This window comes from Pseudomonas sp. LJDD11, from assembly GCF_024584215.1.
GTDB lineage: Bacteria > Pseudomonadota > Gammaproteobacteria > Pseudomonadales > Pseudomonadaceae > Aquipseudomonas.
In genome coordinates this window covers 24,923-41,136 of record NZ_JANJFL010000039.1, presented here as the reverse complement: position 1 = coordinate 41,136, position 16,214 = coordinate 24,923, and the positions used below count along the sequence as shown (strand labels likewise).

The following is a 16,214-nucleotide window of genomic DNA, read 5'->3' as shown; positions in this document are numbered from 1 at the left end:
TTTCATTTCAGTCATGAAACACAGAATAGGGGCGGTTTTTGGGGTTTTAACCCCTATGATCGCTTCGCGGTAGCGCTTTCATCCCCCACCTGAAGGAAGGGGCTTTTCGCGCCAGCTTGGTAAATCCAGGTTGCCATTGAACGAGTCCGCCAGCACCACGTATTCATCGCCTTGCTGGCGGCGACCGGTCCAGGCCGGCAAGCCGGCGACCATCGCGCCCACCTCCTGACGCCCTTCGCGCAGATCGAGCAGCAACACGCTGGCCCCGCCATCACGACCGATGGGCAGCAGGCCGGTGGGTGGATAGCCGTCCTGTTCGCGTAGCTGTTCGAGTTCGAAGGGGTTGGACTCGTATTGCTCGGTGGGGTCTAGGCCATACAGCGCGAAGCTCATCAGTTCTTTGTCGCCATTGCTCAGGGTGGCGATGACGTCGTATTCCAGATAGCCGCCGTTGCAGGTTTTCAGGAACTGGCGGTAGTCGTCGGGCAGGCGGGCGCCAAGACTGCTTTCCAGTTGGGCGATGGCGTCGTCGGTCGCGCCTTCGCGGGTGTCGTCAAGGATGAGGCCGCGGTACTCGGTCATAGGTGGGCTCGTTATGAGTGTTGTATGGATTTTGATGCCGCCCTCGCGAGCGAGCTCGCTCCCGCAAGAGCGGCCAAAACCGGTTATGCCAGGCGAAACGGTGCCGTGTCGATCTGCGCAGGCTGGCCAGTCACCAGGCTCGCGGTCAATTCAGCACTGGCGCAGGCCAGGGTGAAGCCCAGTGCGCCGTGGCCAACATTGAGCCACAGATTGCTCAGCGGCCCTGCCCGGTCGATGATCGGTTTACTGCCAGGGGTCGCCGGTCGCAGGCCGGCCCAAGGGCTGGCAGCGGCCAGCTCAAGTGCCGGGAAGACCTCCAGCGCCTGGCGCTTGAGCTGTGCGATGCGTTTGGGGTCGACCACCGCGCCGGGTTGCCCCATGTCGACCATCGCGGCGATGCGCAGTTCATCGCCAAGCGGTGCGTAGACCACCTTGCGTTCGGCGTCGGTCACGCTCAATTCGGGGCGTTTGCACCCGGCTGGCAGAGCACACGTCAGGCTGTAGCCGCGCAGGCCGTAAAGCGGCAGCGACAGCCCCAAGGGCGCAGTGAGGCGCAGGCTGTCCAGGCCGGCGGCGATGACAAAAGCGTCGGCTTCGACATCCCCGTCAGGCAGACGCACCGCGGTAATCCCGGCGCCGCGACGGACCAACTTCAGGATCGGCTGGCCCAGCAGTAACTGCACATTGGGCAGGCCCTGCAGCATCGAGAACAGGCTTTCACAGAACAGGCGGCAATCGCCGGTGGCCTCGGTCGGCGTGTAGATGCCGCCCGCGATGGAGGACGCTACAGCGGCCAGCGCCGGCTCCAGCGCCAGACACTCGGCCGCGTTCAGCAGACGTTGATCGCTGCCCAGTGAACGCTGGTACTCGACGCCCCCGGCGGCGGCAGCAAGGCTGCTGGCGGTGCGATGCATCACCAGTTTGCCGGTGCGCTTGAGTTTGAATGGCAGCTCGTGTTGTGCCAGCAGCTCATCCAGCAACTGGCGGCTGTGCATCGACAGCTGGAGCATTTCCCAAGTGGTCTGCGCCACCTGGCGGCGGTTGCAAGCCTTGAGAAAGGCGTAGCACCAGCGCCATTGGTCCGGGTCCAGCCGGGGCCGAAAACGCAGCGGCGAATCGGCGTTGAGCAGCCAGCCCGGCAGCTTGGGCAGCACCGCCGGGTCGGCCAGCGGGGTCACGAAGTCATAACTTAACTGGCCGCCATTGGCGAAGCTGGTTTCCCGCGCCACCTGTGGCTGGCGGTCGATCAGGGTCACTTGCACGCCTTGGCGGGCGAGATACCAGGCGCTGGTCAGGCCCACTACGCCGGTGCCGATGATGATTACGTGCATCTCTCACCTCCTGTTATGAGCCGGCCGATTGTGAGCCGATGGCATGCCCCGGCGCCAAGGCGTATAACGGCAGCATCCATAACCTTTGGTAATACGCGTGCGAACACGTCACATCGAGATTTTCCGGGCAGCACATCGCACCGGGTCGCTGACCAAGGCCGCCGAGTGGCTGTGTATCTCCCAGCCGGCGGCCAGCAAACTGCTCGCCCATGCCGAAGCGAGCCTGGGCTTTCGGCTGTTTGATCGGGTCAAGGGGCGCCTGCAACTGACCCGTGAAGGTGAGGCGCTGGTGCCTGCGGTTGAGCGGATGTACCGCGAACTCGAAGAAATCAAACGCCTGTCACGCAGCCTGCGCGCCAACCCACAAGGCCAGCTCAAGCTCGGTTGTATCCCGACCCTGGGCCTGAAGGTGCTGCCGCGCACCCTGGCCGCCACTCAACAGGCCAACCCCGGCGTAACGCTGGAGCTGACCACCGCGCACAGCGAGCAACTCGCCCAGGCGCTGCTGACCCGCGAAATGTCCATGGCGGTGGTGTTCAACCCGCGCCCCTACCCTGGCTTGAAGGCCATTGAAGTGGGCAGCATCGAGCTGGTCTGCGTCGATGGTACGAATGCCAGAACGCCGGTCGCGCTGGATCAGCTCGACCCCGCCAGAGTGATCGCCCTGCCGGCAGAAGACCCGCTGGGCACTCTGGTCCAGACCCTGCTCCCCGAACAAAACAGCGCGCTCAAGGTGCAGACCTATTACGTGGCCTGCGCCCTCGCCCAGTCCGGGGCCGGTGTGGCAATCATCGATGAACTGACCGCCCAGGCGTTGCTGGAGCCGGATCAGCATGCGCGGGCGCTGCTGCCGTCGATCCGTATCAGCGTGGCGGTGCTGGTGCATGAGGCGGCTGTGCTGTCGGTGCTGGAAACGCAGGTTCTGGACCGGCTCAGGGCCGTACTGCAAGCGCGAGACTGATAAATCCAGCCGTTACCTCTGTCGACACACACATTCACCCAAAAATGTATAGAACCAATGTGCCATCACTTGGTCTGTGTTGAGTCTCCAGCGCCAGCAAAGCGCCATTACCGCAATGATCAGGCGTGAGGCGGTGTTGTGCCTGCTGCCAGGCGCGGCGCAGGACATTGAGCGTCATGAACGCCTATTCGATAAGAAACCGCTCTGCCACCCCGTTAAACCTTCAGGGGTTTGCACTCCGGGCTCCATTCAGGAAATCAACATGCAAGATAAACGCTCGAATTTTCTAAGTGACATCAGCGTCAGGTCCAAACTGATCCTGGGTTTTTCGCTGCTCATGTGCATGATCCTGTTGATGACCTACACCGGTTGGTATGCCACCGACACCCTGCGCGACCGCAGCGAGCGGATGATCGATATCGCCACGTTCAGCACTGCGACCCGCGATATGCGCATTGAGCGGCTGGTCTACCTCACCAAAGCCGATGACGTGCAGGCCGCAAAGTGGCAAGCCAAGATGGACGAAACCACTCGCCACCTCACCAGCATCGCGCCGAACTTCCAGTCGCCGGCCAATATTCAGTTGCTGGCCGACGCAGATGGCAACCTCAATCACTATCGCGGCTTTTACAACCAGGCGGTCGCCGCGACCCGCGAGCGCGAGGCGTCACGCCTGGCGGCTACCGGGTTGGCAGAGGCGGTCAATGCCGAACTCAAGCGTCTTGCAGCCATCGCCAATGCCGAAACCGGCACGCCACAAAGCCGTGCGGCGCTGACCGAGACCTTTCTCGCCACGCAGAAGATGCTCGCAAGCTTTAGCAGCTATACCGCACTCCCCAGCCCGGCGACGGACGCCGAGGCACACAAGGCAATCGCTGAAGTGATGGCCTTGGTCAACAGCCTCACCGGCACCGCCATACCGGCCCGCGACGTGCAGCAGCTAAGCGCTGAACTGCAACGGTACGAAGCGCAGCTCAACACCATGGTGGCGACCCAGGCCCGTATCGACCAGGCCCAGGCGGGGATTACGCTGACTGTCAGTAATCTGCTGGACATCGCCGGCAAGATGACCGCCATACAGCGGCAGAACCGCGAAGACGATGTCGCCAGCGTCAGGCAGATGCTGGGGCTGTGGATGGTCCTGGCATTGATCTGCGGCATCGTGGCCGCCTGGCTGATTACCCGCTCGATCGTGACCCCGCTCAAGGAGACTGTCGCCATCGCCGAGAAGGTGGCAGACGGTGATTTCACCGCCACGGTGGTGGTCAACCGCAAGGACGAACTGGGCGCCCTGCAGTCGTCCATGCAGCGCATGACCGTGGCCCTGCGCGGGCTGGTCAGCGAGGTCAAACACGGCATCATTCAACTGGCCAGCGCTGCCGAGGAGCTGTCGGCGGTGACCGAGCAAACCAGCGCCGGGGTCAACTCGCAAAAGGTGGCAACCGACCAGATCGCCACGGCCATGCAACAGATGACCGCCACCACCCACGACGTGGCACATAACGCCAGCCAGGCGGCCAAGTCCGCTGTCAGCGCCAGTGACAAGGCCGCGCAGGGCGACAAGGTGGTCAGTCAGGCCGTCGAACAGATCGAAACCCTGTCCAGTGATATGCAAGTGACCAAGGAGGCAATGACTGAGCTGCGCGCCAACACCGAGAGCATCGGCGGCGTGCTGGACGTGATCAAGGCGGTGTCTGACCAGACCAACCTGCTGGCCTTGAACGCCGCCATCGAGGCCGCGCGCGCCGGGGAAGCCGGCCGCGGCTTTGCGGTGGTCGCTGACGAGGTTCGCGGGCTGGCGTTGCGCACGCGGACCTCAGCCGACGAAATCGCTCAGCTCATCGAACGCCTGCAAGCCAGCACCCATCAGATGACATCGGCGCTGGAGCAGAACATCGCGCTGACCGGTAAAAGCGTCGAGCACTCCCGCGATGCGCGCACCATGCTTGGCAGCATCATCGAGTCGGTCAGGGATATCGAGCGGATGAACGAGCAGATTGCTTGCGCCTCGGAACAACAAAGCTCGGCTGGCGCAGAAATAGCCCGCAGCGTGACCGAAGTACGGGACATCTCGGATCAGACCGCAGCGGCCAGCGAAGAAACCGCCTCCTCCAGCATGGAGCTGGCAAGAATCGGCGTACAACTGCAAGCGATGGTCGAGCGCTTCAAGGTGTAATGGCTGGCAACCATGGGACCTGCAGGAGCGGATTTATTCGCGAAGCTTCAGCCGCTAATTCGCCGCTAAAGCGGCTCCTGCAGGTCCTGATGGCCAACCATCACCGCCCGCTTCAGAGGCCGGTCGGCCCCGGCATCAGCTCATATGGATGCTGCCAGCCCGGCAGCTCCTGAATGCGCTTTTTCCAGGCCTGGATATGCGGATAAGCCTCCATCGACAGCCCGGTTTCTTCAGGCATGAACACATAACCGGCCAGCGACAGGTCAGCGATGGTCACACGCTCGCCGACCAGCCATGGCGTCTTGCTCAGGTGGGTATCAACCACCTGATAGGCCGCTGCAGCGCGGTCACGCAGAAAACGCGTCACTTCAGTGTCACCGGTTTTCTGGATGCCATACAAAAAGCGCAGCGTGGCGTAGTAGCTGGTGAATTTGTGATTGTCGAAAAGCATCCAGCGCCAGATTTCCTGTTTTTCTTCCGCCGTGCGGCCGCCAAACTGGCCGGTGTAATCGGCCAGGTAGTCGAGAATCAGCGCCGACTGGGTGAGGCTTTTGCCCTGATGCTCCAGTACCGGGACTTCGCCCTGTTCGTTGACCGTATCGCGCCACTGCCGGGTGCGGGTCTGGCCGTTGAGAAAGTCGACGAACACCGGTTGCCAGGTCTGCCGGGACAGCGCCAGAAACAGCGCGACCTTATAAGCGTTGCCTGATAGGGCAAAGCAGTGCAGTTTGAATTCGGACATTTTCCCGCCTTATCGTTATTGATCCCTGAGCATTGCATAACAATGCCAGCACAGTATCAGGGCTATAAAGACTACAGACCAGCACCAAGCCGTAACCACACTAATCACTGCCTGCGCCCGACCAGCGCCGCTCCCGCACAGGCCGCGGCAATCGCCGCCACTCCGGCACACTGCAACAGGCTCAAGGCCTCGCCCAGCACCAGCCAGCCGGCCAGCGCGGCCATGGCCGGTGAAGCACTGAGCAGAATGCCGAACACCTGCGCCGGCAAATGGCGCATGGCGTACATGTCCAGCAGGTAAGGCACCATGCTCGACAACAGCGCCACACTCAGGCCAATCGCCAATACCCAAGGTTGCAATAGCTGCTCACCCGCCTGCACCACGCCCAGCGGCGCGCCAAACAGCGCCGCCACCAGCATGCCCGAAGCCACCGCCTGCTTGCCGTGGATGGCCACCCGGGTGCCAAGCTTCACATACAACCCCCAGGCCGCCGCCGCGCCCAAGGCGTAGGCAATGCCACGCGGATCAAGCCCTTGCTGGCCACTGCCCCAAGGCAGCAACACCAGGCCGAGCAGCGACAGGCCGATCCAGAGTAAATCGATCCGCCGCCGCGACGCCAGCAAGGCCACCGCCAGCGGCCCGACCACTTCGATGGACACCGCCACGCCCACCGGAATGTAGAGCATGGCGCGGTAGATCAGCAGGTTCATCGCCCCCATCATCACCCCGTAGCCGATCAGGCCCGGCAGGTTGGCGGGTTGCCAGATCCGCCAGGGCCGCAGCAGCACCAGCATGACCAGCGCCGAGATGCCCAGACGCAGTGCCGCGACACCTTCCGGACCGACCAGAGTGAAAATGGATTTGCCCACCGCCGCGCCGGTCTGGACCGAAATGATCCCCAGCATGGCGGCAAGAATGGAAGTGCTTTGCAGGTTCACGGAAAACTCCAGCCCAAGTGCGTGGCAGGATTCTAGGCTTTGCCGTGCGGGCGGTTTGCTGTATATCGCTGCGCAGGACGAGTGAATTGCTTGATTTAGGCCGTAAAAATGAATGAATCACCCAAGCGTGCGCTGGACAGCTTCGATCAGGCAATCCTGCGCATGCTGCAACAGGACAACAAGACCTCCCAACGCGTGATTGCCGAAGCCATCGGCCTGTCGACCCCGGCAGTGCAACGGCGCATCGCGCAACTGGAAGACAGCGGCGTGATTGTCAGCAACACCGCCGTGATCGCCCCGGAGAGCGTCGGCCAGCAGATCACCGCGATTGTCGAGTCACGCCTGTGCGACGACCGCGCCGTGGTGATGAACCGCGCCAAACGCTACTTCGCCGGGGTAAGTGAGGTGCAGCAGTGCTATTTCGTCAGCGGCGGGGTGTCGTTCATCATCGTCATGCTGGCCCGGGACATCGCGCATTTCGATCAACTGGTGCAGCAGCATTTTGCCGGGAATGAGGATATTCATACCTACCGCACACTGATTGTGCTGGACAAGGTCAAGGTGGGGCTGACGGTGCCGTTATAGATGGCGGCGCAAAGCCTTCACCAGCCTCCTCTCTTTCATAGGAAATGAAAATCTTGAATACCCAGCAATGGCTTGCCCTGTTTGAATCGGCATTTCGCGAGATGGATAAAAACCTTGAACAGGTGTTGCTGCTCAGCAGTTGCCGCGAACACTGGATTCAGGCGCAAATCAGTCTGCATGCCTGGTCTGTTCATGGCGTGGACATATGGACAGACCTGCCCATCGGTAACCGACGCAAGGCTGATCTGTATTCGCTCAACGAGGCTGAAGAGCCGGTGATGGTCGCGGAGGTCAAATGCCTGGGAGACTTGTATCAGGCCAAATGTCTGGATGGCGCGTGGTCGGTTCGGGCTGATATCGAGCGGCTACGCTCGTTCCCGTGTCCAGCGCGGCTGTTCGTGCTGGTAATTGCCAAAGACGGTCCGGAAACAGCAATCGGTCGACGTCTTCGTGAGGACGACTGGGACATCACAGAGCCAAGCACCGATGTCGAGTTGGGCCACGCCCGCATTCGTATGTGGTCTCTGTAGGAGCGAGCTTGCTCGCGAAAGGGCCAGTGAACCCACAGCCTCTGTTGTGAATGTCACGCCGCCTTCGCGAGGTCGCTCCTACAGGTTGAACACCCTCAAGGTTTCAGATCCGGATCGCTGTCCTGATTGTCCTGCCCCAACGGGTCGATATCGTCCGGATTGCGTGGATCCTGGCGCGTGTCGATGCCCGGTGCCGGGGCCAGTTGCAAGACCTCGTTGGTGTAGGCCCAAGTCTTTTGCACCTCATCGGGGCGGTCGTTCAGGTGAAAACCATACGAGGGGATAATCTGTTTGATCTTGCTCTGCCAGGCCGGGGTGGCGAGCTGGTCCTTGAACACTTTGCCCAGCAGGTCGAGCATGATCGGCGGTGCAGTGGAGGCTCCTGGCGAGGCGCCCAGCAGGCCGGCGATACTGCGGTCAGCCGAGACCACCACTTCGGTGCCGAGTTTGAGTACCCCGCCCTGGTCTTGATCCTTCTTGATGATCTGCACCCGCTGGCCAGCCTGCCACAGGCGCCAGTCTTCCTTCTTCGCCTGCGGAAAGTAGGTTTGCAACGCGGCAAAGCGATCATCGTCGGACTGGATGACCTGGCCGATCAGGTATTGCACCAGGTCAAACTCACGTACGCCGACCCGCACCATCGGCCAGGTGTTATGCAGGTTCATGCTGCCGACCAGGTCAAACAGTGAACCTTGCTTGAGAAACTTGGTGGAAAAGGTCGCAAAGGGTCCAAACAGAATCATGCGCTTACCGTCCAGCACGCGGGTGTCAAGGTGCGGCACAGACATCGGCGGTGCGCCGGTGGCGGCGATGCCGTAGGCCTTGGCCATGTGCTGCTGGGCGATGGTCGGGTTGTCGGTCACCAGAAACGAGCCGCCCACCGGGAAACCGGCATAGGCTTTGGCTTCTTCGATACCGGACGCTTGCAACAGCGGCAAGGCTGCACCGCCCGCCCCGACGAACAAAAACTTCGCGTCGGTGGCGCCGCTAGTACCGTCCTTGAGGTTTTTGTACTCCACGTGCCAGGAGCCATCGGCGTTGCGGGTGATGTCACGCACTTCGGTCGACAGCTTCAGGTCGAAGTTGGGTCGGCTCTGTAAGTAGCCCACATACTGGCGGGTGATTTCACCGAAGTTGACGTCGGTGCCAATCGGCGTCCAGGTCGCGGCCAGCTTCTGGCTCGGATCGCGGCCTTCCATCATCAGCGGCACCCATTGGCGAATCTGCGCCGGGTCTTCGGAATACTGCATGGGCCGGAACAGCGGGCTGGCTTGCAGCGCCTCGTAGCGTTTCTTGAGAAAACGGATGTTGTCGTCCCCCCATACGAAACTCATGTGCGGCGTGCTGTTGATGAACGAACGCGGGTTCTTCAACACGCCCTGCCTGACCTGCCAGGCCAGGAACTGCCGGGTGATCTGGAACGATTCGTTGATCTCCACCGCCTTGGTGATGTCGATCTTGCCGTCCTTTTCAGGCGTGTAATTCAGCTCGGCCAACGCCGAATGCCCGGTGCCGGCGTTGTTCCAGCCGTTGGAGCTTTCCTCGGCGACCTTGTCGAGGCGCTCGACCATTTCCATCGACCAGCCCGGCTCCAGTTCATTGAGCCACACAGCCAGGGTCGAGCTCATGATCCCGCCACCCACCAACAGCACATCCACACGCCGGGTCTCGGCGGCTTGTGCACTGAGCAGGCCACATGCGAATGCGGTCAATGCCCACTTCAGCCCGGTTTGGTACTTCATATCTGCTCCCGCGAGGCCTTGGCCCCTGTCTGAATACTCCGCCAGCCACGAGGCGGCTGGCTGATGAGCCAGGACACGACATCGGGCGCCAGCACGGGCTGCTGACAAGCAATCAGTGCACATCGGGCCAGCCCTCGCTTGATGGTTCGAGGCACAAAGGCGATCGCAGTTCAACCCGTCGGCCAAGCGGGCGCTTAACGGCACCTGGTTGTATCAGCCAAGTAACACGGCGCGTACCGCAGACCATTTATCCGCCGGGCGATCAGCCGGTTGAACCTCTGCACCGGCGCAATGGCCTTCTGTTTTGTGAGCGGCAACAGCAATATTTCGGAGGCCACATGAACAACACTCCCCGGGAACCGCGTCAGGATTCCAAGCAACCTGAACATACCGGCGAAGCCGAACGCGACAACGACGCCCTGCGTCCGGACGGCTCGACCGGCACGCAGCACGACTCGACCGCGCAGAAAACTGCGCGCGGCAAGGGCAAGCCGCCGGGTACTCGTTGAACCCGATGAGCCTTTGACCGTCTTATCAGGGCGACCCAACTGCCTTTGTGGAGGCCCTGATGAAGTGTTTGAGCGCCGTATTATTGGCCTGTCTGAGCAGCGCTGCGCTGGCCGCCCCACCCGCGCTGGACCTGCCCAGCTGCAACCTGGCCGAGCAACGCGCTTTGCCTGGGGAAACCGGTGGCTCGGTAAAAGATGTCGGCCACGCACATATCTCGGAACGCGCCAATGTGCTGGTGGCCGACATCGGTGCTTCGCGCAAGGCCCGGCACATTACCCAGGATCAGGCGGCGAAGCTGACCAAACGGATTGAATCAGTGCGTGCGCAGACCGAAGGGTTCGTCAAGCAACAGGGGTTTCTCAGTGCAGGAGAACGGGCCAGTTTTGACCGGGAATTTGATGCGATAGCCCACAAGCTGTGCAAGCCTGCGTGATCGCAGACACCCGCAAGAGCGGCTTTAGCCGCGAAGATTCAGCGTCAGAAACCTTTCGCAGCCAAAGCCAACACTATGCCCATGTGGGAGCGAGCTCTGCTCGCGAAGAGGCCAGTAAAAACATTACATCTGCTGTGAATGTGCCGCCGTCTTCGCCAGCAGAGCTGCCTCTCACCGAGATGTGTGTACTTAACCGAACAGTATTGAAGCTAAAGCGGCTCCTACAAGGTAATACCCCGGCCTAACCCACCTTGAACATCGCGACCTTCTCGCTCAGGCGGCTGGCCAGTTCGGCCAGTTCGCTGCTGGCCGAGGCCACTTGCGACGAACCGCTGGCGGTGTGGACGGTCAGTTCGTGAATACGGCTGATGTTCTTCGAAACGTCCTCGGCGACGCTGCTTTGTTGTACCGCCGCACTGGCGATCTGCGCGTTCATGTCGTTGATCGCGCCTACCTCATGGCTCACTTTGGCCAGCGCCGCCTGGGCGTTACGGGTCTGCTCCACGGTGCGGGTGGCCAGTTCGCAGCTGTTGCGCATGTTCTGCGCGGCGGCCTCGGTGCCGCTTTGCAGGGTGCTGATCATTTCACGGATTTCCTGGGTCGACTGCTGGGTGCGGTTGGCCAGCGAGCGCACTTCATCGGCCACCACCGCAAAGCCGCGACCGTGCTCGCCGGCCCGCGCCGCTTCAATCGCAGCGTTGAGGGCCAGCAGGTTGGTCTGCGCGGCAATCGAGTTGATCACCTCAATCACCGACTCAATGTTTTCACTGTCGCGCGACACCTGCTCGACCGTGTCGGTGGTCTGGGTCAGGGTGACTGCCAATTGCTCGATCGATTGCGACGTATCAGTCACCAGGCGGTTACCGCTCTCCACCCCGACATCCGCCTGTTTGGTTGCACTGGCGGCCTGCACGGCGTAGCCAGAGACTTCATTGACGGTCGACGCCATTTGCGTGATGGCGGTGGCAATCTGCTCGGCTTCGCGGGTCTGGCGGCTGATGTGTTCGTTGTTCTGTGCCGAGGTGGCGGTCAGTTGCGCCGACGCATGACTGACCTCGTGGGCGGCGGCACGCACTTGGGTAATGGTCTGCGACAAACGCGCCAGCGCAGACTTGAGCACGCCCATGACGCTGGCCGGGTGCCGGGTGGTCAGGTTTTGCTGCAAATCACCGGCCGCCAGGCGCTCGATCGCTTGCGCCACCTCGGTCGGTTCGGCGCCGAGGGTCGAAGTCACAAAGCCGATGATCTGCCGGGCCAGCAGGATACTCAGCAACAACGCCACACCGCTGGCCAGCAGCATCAGGCCGCGAAACGAACTGGCGGTGTCCTGCACGTCGTTGAGCTTGGCCCTGATCAGCACTTCTTCCGAGTCGATCAGCGCGTTGACGCGCTTGAGCCACTCGCTATACAGGCCAGCGGTGCGTTGCAGCAACAGTGCCTGACTGGCGGCGATATCACCGCTGCGGCGCAGCTCGATCAGGGTCTTGGCCGAGGCCTGGGTCTGCTGTTCGATGTCCTTGATCGCCGCCAGCAGCTTGCGCTCCTCCGGGGTCACGTCGCGGGTGCTGAACAACTGATCCATGCTGACCGCAGCGTCAGCGTAGGCCTTTTCCAGACGGCTGATTTCGGCCAGATGCAGCTCCAGGCTCTGGTTGTTATCGACCAGCACCGCATCGCGGATGGCAATCGCCCGATCGTGCACGCTGCCCCGGAAATTGATCGCATAACGCTGCACCATTGCGGCGTTGTCGCTGACATTGGCCAGGGTGCTGTCGATGTAGCCGACGCGCTGAATCCCCACCGCGGTAATCATCAGCAGCAGCGAGACAATCGCGCCGAAACCGAGGCCGATGCGGGTCGAGAGGGCAAGAGGTTTTTTCATTCGCAGGACTCGGCTGGGCGTCAGGGGAGAAAGATCACGTATATCAGAGTGACATCACTCTACCAAGCGACCATAGCCGATAGCGAAAAGAAATCTGTCATTAATATTTCTTAATGACCCCATAGCTGAACTTGACCTGCCCTGGCATGCATCGGTCGGCGGCGGCCGTAATGATCAGAACTGCGTCACCACCGTCACCCCGGCAGTTTCAAAGCGGTCCATATTGACCAGCGCGTCAATCGACTGCTCCAGGCTGATGGTCTTGCCCACCAGTTTTTCGGGAGCCAGTTTGCCGGAGCTGATCATGTCGAGCATCGCGCCATAGCGGTGCGCCTGCATGCCGTGGCTGCCATAGATTTCCAGCTCATGGGCGATCACCTTGCTCATCGGGATGGCTGGCGTGCTGTGGTCGGCGAGCATCAGCCCGACCTGCACGTGCTTGCCGCGGCGGCGCAGGTTGTTGATGGAGTTGAAACAGGTGGTCGGGTGGCCTAGGGCATCGAGTGACACATGCACGCCGCCGCCGCTGATGTCCTGCACCGCTTCGGTGACGTTGGCCACCTGCCGGGCATTGACCGTGGCCACCGCCCCCAGCGAACGCGCCAGGGCCAGTTTGTGGTCGGCAATGTCGATGGCAATCACGTTGGCACCAATCGCGTGGGCGATCATCACCGCCGACAGCCCCACCCCGCCACAACCATGCACCGCCACCCATTGCCCGGCGCTGACCTTGCCCTGATCGACCACCGCGCGGAACGAGGTGACAAACCGGCAGCCAAGGCTGGCTGCGGTGGCGAAATCCATGCTCTCTGGCAGCGCCACCAGGTTCAGGTCGGCCTGATGAATGCCGACATATTCGGCAAACGACCCCCAGTGGGTGAAGCCCGGCTGGAACTGGCTGTAGCACACTTGCTGGTTGCCGCTGTTGCACTCCGGGCACGCGCCGCAGCCGCCCACGAACGGCACAGTGACGCGATCACCGACTTTCCAGCGGGTCACGTGCCGGCCCACTGCCGCGATGACACCGGCCAGCTCGTGGCCGGGGATGTGCGGCAACTGGATATCCGGGTCGTGGCCCTTCCAGCCGTGCCAGTCGCTGCGGCATACACCCGTGCCGAGCACTTGCACCACGACACCGTGCGCCTCAGGCGTCGGGTCATCGACCGTCATCAGCCGCGGGGCGGCGTTAAAGGCTTCATAGACAACAGCTTTCATGGCAATTCCTCAAGCGGGTGACAGGTCATGACGATGCGAAGAATTATGACCAAACGGCCTGAAATTACTTTTCAGATTACCGTTGACGATCGCGCCCAACTGAAAATAGCCTTCAGTCAACCAGGCAAAAATGAAGAGACCCTCCATGCTGAACCCCCTCGACAAGCTGGATCTTGCAATCACTGACCGCCTGCAACGTGATGGTCGATTATCGAACGTCAAACTCGCCGAGCAGTTGGCAATGAGCGAAGCCTCGTGCTGGCGCAAGCAGAAGCGCCTTGAAGACAGCGGCGTGATCGAGGGTTATCAGGCAATCCTCAATCGCAAGAAACTCGGCCTCGGCGTCATGGCCTTCGTGCAGATTTCCTGCGCCGACCACAGCGAAGAAACCACCGCGCAGTTCGAAAAAATCATTGAGTCGGCCCCGCAGGTGCTGGCCTGCCACAACACCACCGGCGAAGCGGACTTTCTGTTGCAGGTGGTGGCCCGTGACCTGGACCACTACAGCCGCTTCGTCGAGAAGGTGCTGCGCAAATTGCCGGGGGTGACCAGCATTCGTTCGAACCTGTCGCTGCGCGAGCTGAAAACCACCAATCGCTTGCCGGTGACTGACCTGCTGAACATCTGAACAGCACCGCAAGATCGTTCAAGACAGCGCCGTGAGCTCTATAGCACCATCGCTGCCCCGCCCGCTTTGAAGGTTGTGATACACGTGTTGAATACGATGCTGGTTGATTGCAACGCCAACCGGGCGTTCTACAAAGGCGCGATGGCGGTGCTGCCACTGTCGTTTGCCTGCGCCCCCTGGGGTTTGCTGGTCGGCTCGCTGGCCATCGGTGCCGGTTTCAGCCCGCTGCAAGGCCAGAGCTTCTCGCTGATTGTGTTTGCCGGCGCGGCGCAACTGGTGGCGATCGGCATGATCAAGAGCGGCGCCAGCTTGCTGTCGATCCTGATCACCACCCTGCTGCTCACCTCGCAGCATCTGCTGTACGCCCTGCATATGCGCCCGAGCATCGCCCCCCTGTCATCACGCTGGCGACTGGGCCTGGGCTTTCTGCTCACCGATGAGTTCTTTGCCCTCAACAGCCAGCAACGCAGCGCGGCCTTTGACCGCTGGTATGCCCTCGGGGCGGGTTTTACCTTCTACGTGGCGTGGAACATCTTCACCCTGATTGGCCTGCTGCTGGGCCGCAGCATTCCAGACCTTGAGTCGCTGGGCCTGGAGTTTTCGATTGCCGCGACCTTTGTCGCGCTGGTCACCCCCTTGGTCAAATCGGTGCCGGTGGTGGTCTGCGTGGCGGTGTCGCTGATGTGTTCGGTGTGGTTTTCCTGGCTGGGCTGGCAATCGGCACTGGTGCTGTCGGGGGTGGCCGGGATGCTGGCCGGCTTCAGCGTCAAATGCCTGATGCAGGACACGACGGAGCGTCAGCCATGATCTGGGTGGTGATTGTGGGCATGGGTGCGATTGTGTTCTTCAACCGCTATGTGTTTCTTGAACCGCGCCTGCCGCTGCGGCTGGGCAAACACACCCGTGATTTTCTCGGTTTCGCGGTCCCGGGGATGCTCACTGCGATCTGCGGCCCGCTGATTTTCATGCCCGGCCAGCAACTGGACCTGTCGCTGTTCAACCCGTACCTTGTCGGCAGCCTGTGCGCGATCATCTGCATGCTCTGCACACGCCGGGTACTGACCAGCGTGGTGTTGAGCATGGGCGTGTTTTACTTGCTGCGCTGGCTGGGCTGACAGGATCTGTATGACGCTAAACGCTGAACAGACACGCTTCTGGCAATCCCCGGTACTGGGCGGGGTCGAGCTGCTGCGCGCGCAGTATGTGCAGCAGAAATTCGCCCCCCATGTGCATGACAGCTTCGTCTTCACGGTCATCGAGTCCGGGGCCCAGCGGTTCAGGCATCGTGGCGCTGACCACCTGGTGAGCACCGGCGGTATGGTGCTGATCAACCCGGATGAAACCCATACCGGCGCCACCGCCCATGAACAAGGCTGGCGCTATCGGGGCTTCTACCCGCAGCAGGTGCAACTGGCCGGGATCCTCGCGGAGCTGGACATTGCCTGCCCTGGCACGGCGGGGTTTGCATCGAGCGTCGTGATGGACACCGAGGTGGCTGCGGCGTTTTTGCAGGTTCATCGGCTGGCTGAACAGCAGGCCAGCGCCCTGCAATTGCAAACGCTGTGGCGCGAAGCGGTGTTCAGCTTGTTCAAGCGCCATGCCCGCCTCGGTTCGGCCTTGCAGCCTGGCAAAGAACCGCTGGCAGTGCGCCGTGCCCAAGAACTGTTGCTGGCCCGCCTGGCCGACCCGCCGTCGCTGCAAGCGCTGGCCGCGGAGGTCAACCTGTCGCCGTTTCACTTTGCCAGGGTGTTCAGCGCCGCCACCGGCGTCAGCCCGCACCATTGGCTGATGCAGCAACGCCTGGCCGGTGCACTGAACCTGCTCAGAAGCGGCGCGCTGCCAGCGGTGGTGGCGGCCGAACTGGGCTTTGCCGACCAGAGCCACCTGACCCGCCAGTTCAAACGCGCCTACGGCATCGGGCCGGGCGCGTTTCGGGCCGGGCTGGCCGGCACACGTTAG

17 protein-coding genes and 1 pseudogene are annotated in these 16,214 nt (G+C 61.8%); 11 read left to right on the top strand and 7 right to left on the bottom strand.

Features of this window, described 5'->3' with window-relative positions; all coding sequences use genetic code 11:
* Positions 1-78: 78 nt before the first annotated feature.
* Complete coding sequence (locus NRB16_RS27510; RefSeq protein ID WP_257107426.1) at positions 79-582, bottom strand: SMI1/KNR4 family protein; 504 nt, start codon at positions 580-582, stop codon at positions 79-81.
* 83 nt (positions 583-665) lie between these two features.
* On the bottom strand, positions 666-1,913 hold the full coding sequence (locus tag NRB16_RS27505; RefSeq protein WP_257107425.1) for a D-amino acid dehydrogenase: 1,248 nt from the start codon (positions 1,911-1,913) through the stop codon (positions 666-668).
* Between the two features lie 97 nt (positions 1,914-2,010).
* On the opposite strand from NRB16_RS27505, the gene NRB16_RS27500 reads away from it, so the two are divergent.
* From NRB16_RS27500 to NRB16_RS29895, 3 genes and pseudogenes are all read left to right on the top strand, one after another.
* Positions 2,011-2,874, top strand: coding sequence for a LysR substrate-binding domain-containing protein (locus NRB16_RS27500; protein WP_257107424.1), 864 nt, complete (start codon positions 2,011-2,013; stop codon positions 2,872-2,874).
* A gap of 115 nt (positions 2,875-2,989) precedes the next feature.
* Positions 2,990-4,192: pseudogene (locus NRB16_RS29900) on the top strand (methyl-accepting chemotaxis protein); the annotation flags it as partial.
* Positions 4,178-5,050: a methyl-accepting chemotaxis protein gene (locus tag NRB16_RS29895; protein ID WP_373568518.1), complete on the top strand. Its 873-nt coding sequence runs from the start codon at positions 4,178-4,180 to the stop codon at positions 5,048-5,050. The pseudogene NRB16_RS29900 and the gene NRB16_RS29895, both read left to right, overlap by 15 nt.
* A gap of 112 nt (positions 5,051-5,162) precedes the next feature.
* Here the strand turns inward: NRB16_RS29895 and NRB16_RS27490 are convergent, their stop codons facing one another.
* Both NRB16_RS27490 and NRB16_RS27485 read right to left on the bottom strand, forming a co-directional pair.
* Positions 5,163-5,792 (bottom strand): glutathione S-transferase family protein, encoded by a 630-nt coding sequence (locus NRB16_RS27490; RefSeq protein ID WP_253142550.1) that lies wholly within the window; start codon positions 5,790-5,792, stop codon positions 5,163-5,165.
* Between the two features lie 104 nt (positions 5,793-5,896).
* A complete protein-coding gene (locus NRB16_RS27485) occupies positions 5,897-6,730 on the bottom strand; it encodes an EamA family transporter (protein WP_257107422.1) in 834 nt (277 codons plus the stop codon).
* Between the two features lie 108 nt (positions 6,731-6,838).
* Here NRB16_RS27485 and NRB16_RS27480 point away from each other — a divergent pair, with 108 nt between their 5' ends.
* Positions 6,839-7,315 (top strand): Lrp/AsnC family transcriptional regulator, encoded by a 477-nt coding sequence (locus NRB16_RS27480; RefSeq protein WP_257107420.1) that lies wholly within the window; start codon positions 6,839-6,841, stop codon positions 7,313-7,315.
* A gap of 53 nt (positions 7,316-7,368) precedes the next feature.
* On the top strand, positions 7,369-7,845 hold the full coding sequence (locus tag NRB16_RS27475; RefSeq protein ID WP_257107419.1) for a hypothetical protein: 477 nt from the start codon (positions 7,369-7,371) through the stop codon (positions 7,843-7,845).
* A gap of 95 nt (positions 7,846-7,940) precedes the next feature.
* On the opposite strand, the gene mqo is transcribed toward NRB16_RS27475, so the two are convergent.
* Positions 7,941-9,587, bottom strand: coding sequence for a malate dehydrogenase (quinone) (gene mqo / locus NRB16_RS27470; RefSeq protein ID WP_257107418.1), 1,647 nt, complete (start codon positions 9,585-9,587; stop codon positions 7,941-7,943).
* 338 nt (positions 9,588-9,925) lie between these two features.
* Between mqo and NRB16_RS27465 the strand changes: the two genes are divergently transcribed.
* Together NRB16_RS27465 and NRB16_RS27460 are read left to right on the top strand one after the other, a co-directional pair.
* Positions 9,926-10,096 carry a hypothetical protein gene (locus NRB16_RS27465; RefSeq protein ID WP_173426702.1) on the top strand — a complete coding sequence of 57 codons (171 nt, stop codon included), beginning with the start codon at positions 9,926-9,928 and terminating at the stop codon, positions 10,094-10,096.
* 59 nt (positions 10,097-10,155) lie between these two features.
* Positions 10,156-10,530, top strand: coding sequence for a hypothetical protein (locus tag NRB16_RS27460; RefSeq protein ID WP_052483517.1), 375 nt, complete (start codon positions 10,156-10,158; stop codon positions 10,528-10,530).
* A gap of 241 nt (positions 10,531-10,771) precedes the next feature.
* On the opposite strand, the gene NRB16_RS27455 is transcribed toward NRB16_RS27460, so the two are convergent.
* Positions 10,772-12,412: a methyl-accepting chemotaxis protein gene (locus NRB16_RS27455; RefSeq protein WP_045492176.1), complete on the bottom strand. Its 1,641-nt coding sequence runs from the start codon at positions 12,410-12,412 to the stop codon at positions 10,772-10,774.
* Between the two features lie 174 nt (positions 12,413-12,586).
* A complete protein-coding gene (locus tag NRB16_RS27450; protein ID WP_253116674.1) occupies positions 12,587-13,627 on the bottom strand; it encodes a zinc-dependent alcohol dehydrogenase family protein in 1,041 nt (346 codons plus the stop codon).
* A 145-nt stretch (positions 13,628-13,772) separates the two neighbouring features.
* On the opposite strand from NRB16_RS27450, the gene NRB16_RS27445 reads away from it, so the two are divergent.
* The 4 genes from NRB16_RS27445 to NRB16_RS27430 all read left to right on the top strand — a co-directional run bounded on the left by NRB16_RS27445 (position 13,773) and on the right by NRB16_RS27430 (position 16,214).
* A complete protein-coding gene (locus NRB16_RS27445) occupies positions 13,773-14,255 on the top strand; it encodes an Lrp/AsnC family transcriptional regulator (RefSeq protein WP_045492180.1) in 483 nt (160 codons plus the stop codon).
* A 96-nt stretch (positions 14,256-14,351) separates the two neighbouring features.
* Positions 14,352-15,062, top strand: coding sequence for an AzlC family ABC transporter permease (locus tag NRB16_RS27440; RefSeq protein ID WP_257107427.1), 711 nt, complete (start codon positions 14,352-14,354; stop codon positions 15,060-15,062).
* Positions 15,059-15,370: an AzlD domain-containing protein gene (locus NRB16_RS27435; RefSeq protein ID WP_253116675.1), complete on the top strand. Its 312-nt coding sequence runs from the start codon at positions 15,059-15,061 to the stop codon at positions 15,368-15,370. The genes NRB16_RS27440 and NRB16_RS27435 overlap by 4 nt, the downstream gene beginning before the upstream one ends.
* A 10-nt stretch (positions 15,371-15,380) precedes the next feature.
* Positions 15,381-16,214, top strand: a complete 834-nt coding sequence (locus tag NRB16_RS27430) for an AraC family transcriptional regulator (protein WP_257107417.1) — start codon at positions 15,381-15,383, stop codon at positions 16,212-16,214.

Bases quoted from the DNA above. Each gene is read 5' to 3' on its own strand.
- NRB16_RS27510 (WP_257107426.1), bottom strand. From the start codon at position 582: ATGACCGAGTACCGCGGCCTCATCCTTGACGACACCCGCGAAGGCGCG.
- NRB16_RS27505 (WP_257107425.1), bottom strand. From the start codon at position 1,913: ATGCACGTAATCATCATCGGCACCGGCGTAGTGGGCCTGACCAGCGCC.
- NRB16_RS29895 (WP_373568518.1), top strand. From the start codon at position 4,178: ATGCAGCGCATGACCGTGGCCCTGCGCGGGCTGGTCAGCGAGGTCAAA.
- NRB16_RS27490 (WP_253142550.1), bottom strand. From the start codon at position 5,792: ATGTCCGAATTCAAACTGCACTGCTTTGCCCTATCAGGCAACGCTTAT.
- NRB16_RS27480 (WP_257107420.1), top strand. From the start codon at position 6,839: ATGAATGAATCACCCAAGCGTGCGCTGGACAGCTTCGATCAGGCAATC.
- mqo (WP_257107418.1), bottom strand. From the start codon at position 9,587: ATGAAGTACCAAACCGGGCTGAAGTGGGCATTGACCGCATTCGCATGT.
- NRB16_RS27465 (WP_173426702.1), top strand. From the start codon at position 9,926: ATGAACAACACTCCCCGGGAACCGCGTCAGGATTCCAAGCAACCTGAA.
- NRB16_RS27460 (WP_052483517.1), top strand. From the start codon at position 10,156: ATGAAGTGTTTGAGCGCCGTATTATTGGCCTGTCTGAGCAGCGCTGCG.
- NRB16_RS27455 (WP_045492176.1), bottom strand. From the start codon at position 12,412: ATGAAAAAACCTCTTGCCCTCTCGACCCGCATCGGCCTCGGTTTCGGC.
- NRB16_RS27450 (WP_253116674.1), bottom strand. From the start codon at position 13,627: ATGAAAGCTGTTGTCTATGAAGCCTTTAACGCCGCCCCGCGGCTGATG.
- NRB16_RS27445 (WP_045492180.1), top strand. From the start codon at position 13,773: ATGCTGAACCCCCTCGACAAGCTGGATCTTGCAATCACTGACCGCCTG.
- NRB16_RS27440 (WP_257107427.1), top strand. From the start codon at position 14,352: ATGCTGGTTGATTGCAACGCCAACCGGGCGTTCTACAAAGGCGCGATG.
- NRB16_RS27435 (WP_253116675.1), top strand. From the start codon at position 15,059: ATGATCTGGGTGGTGATTGTGGGCATGGGTGCGATTGTGTTCTTCAAC.
- NRB16_RS27430 (WP_257107417.1), top strand. From the start codon at position 15,381: ATGACGCTAAACGCTGAACAGACACGCTTCTGGCAATCCCCGGTACTG.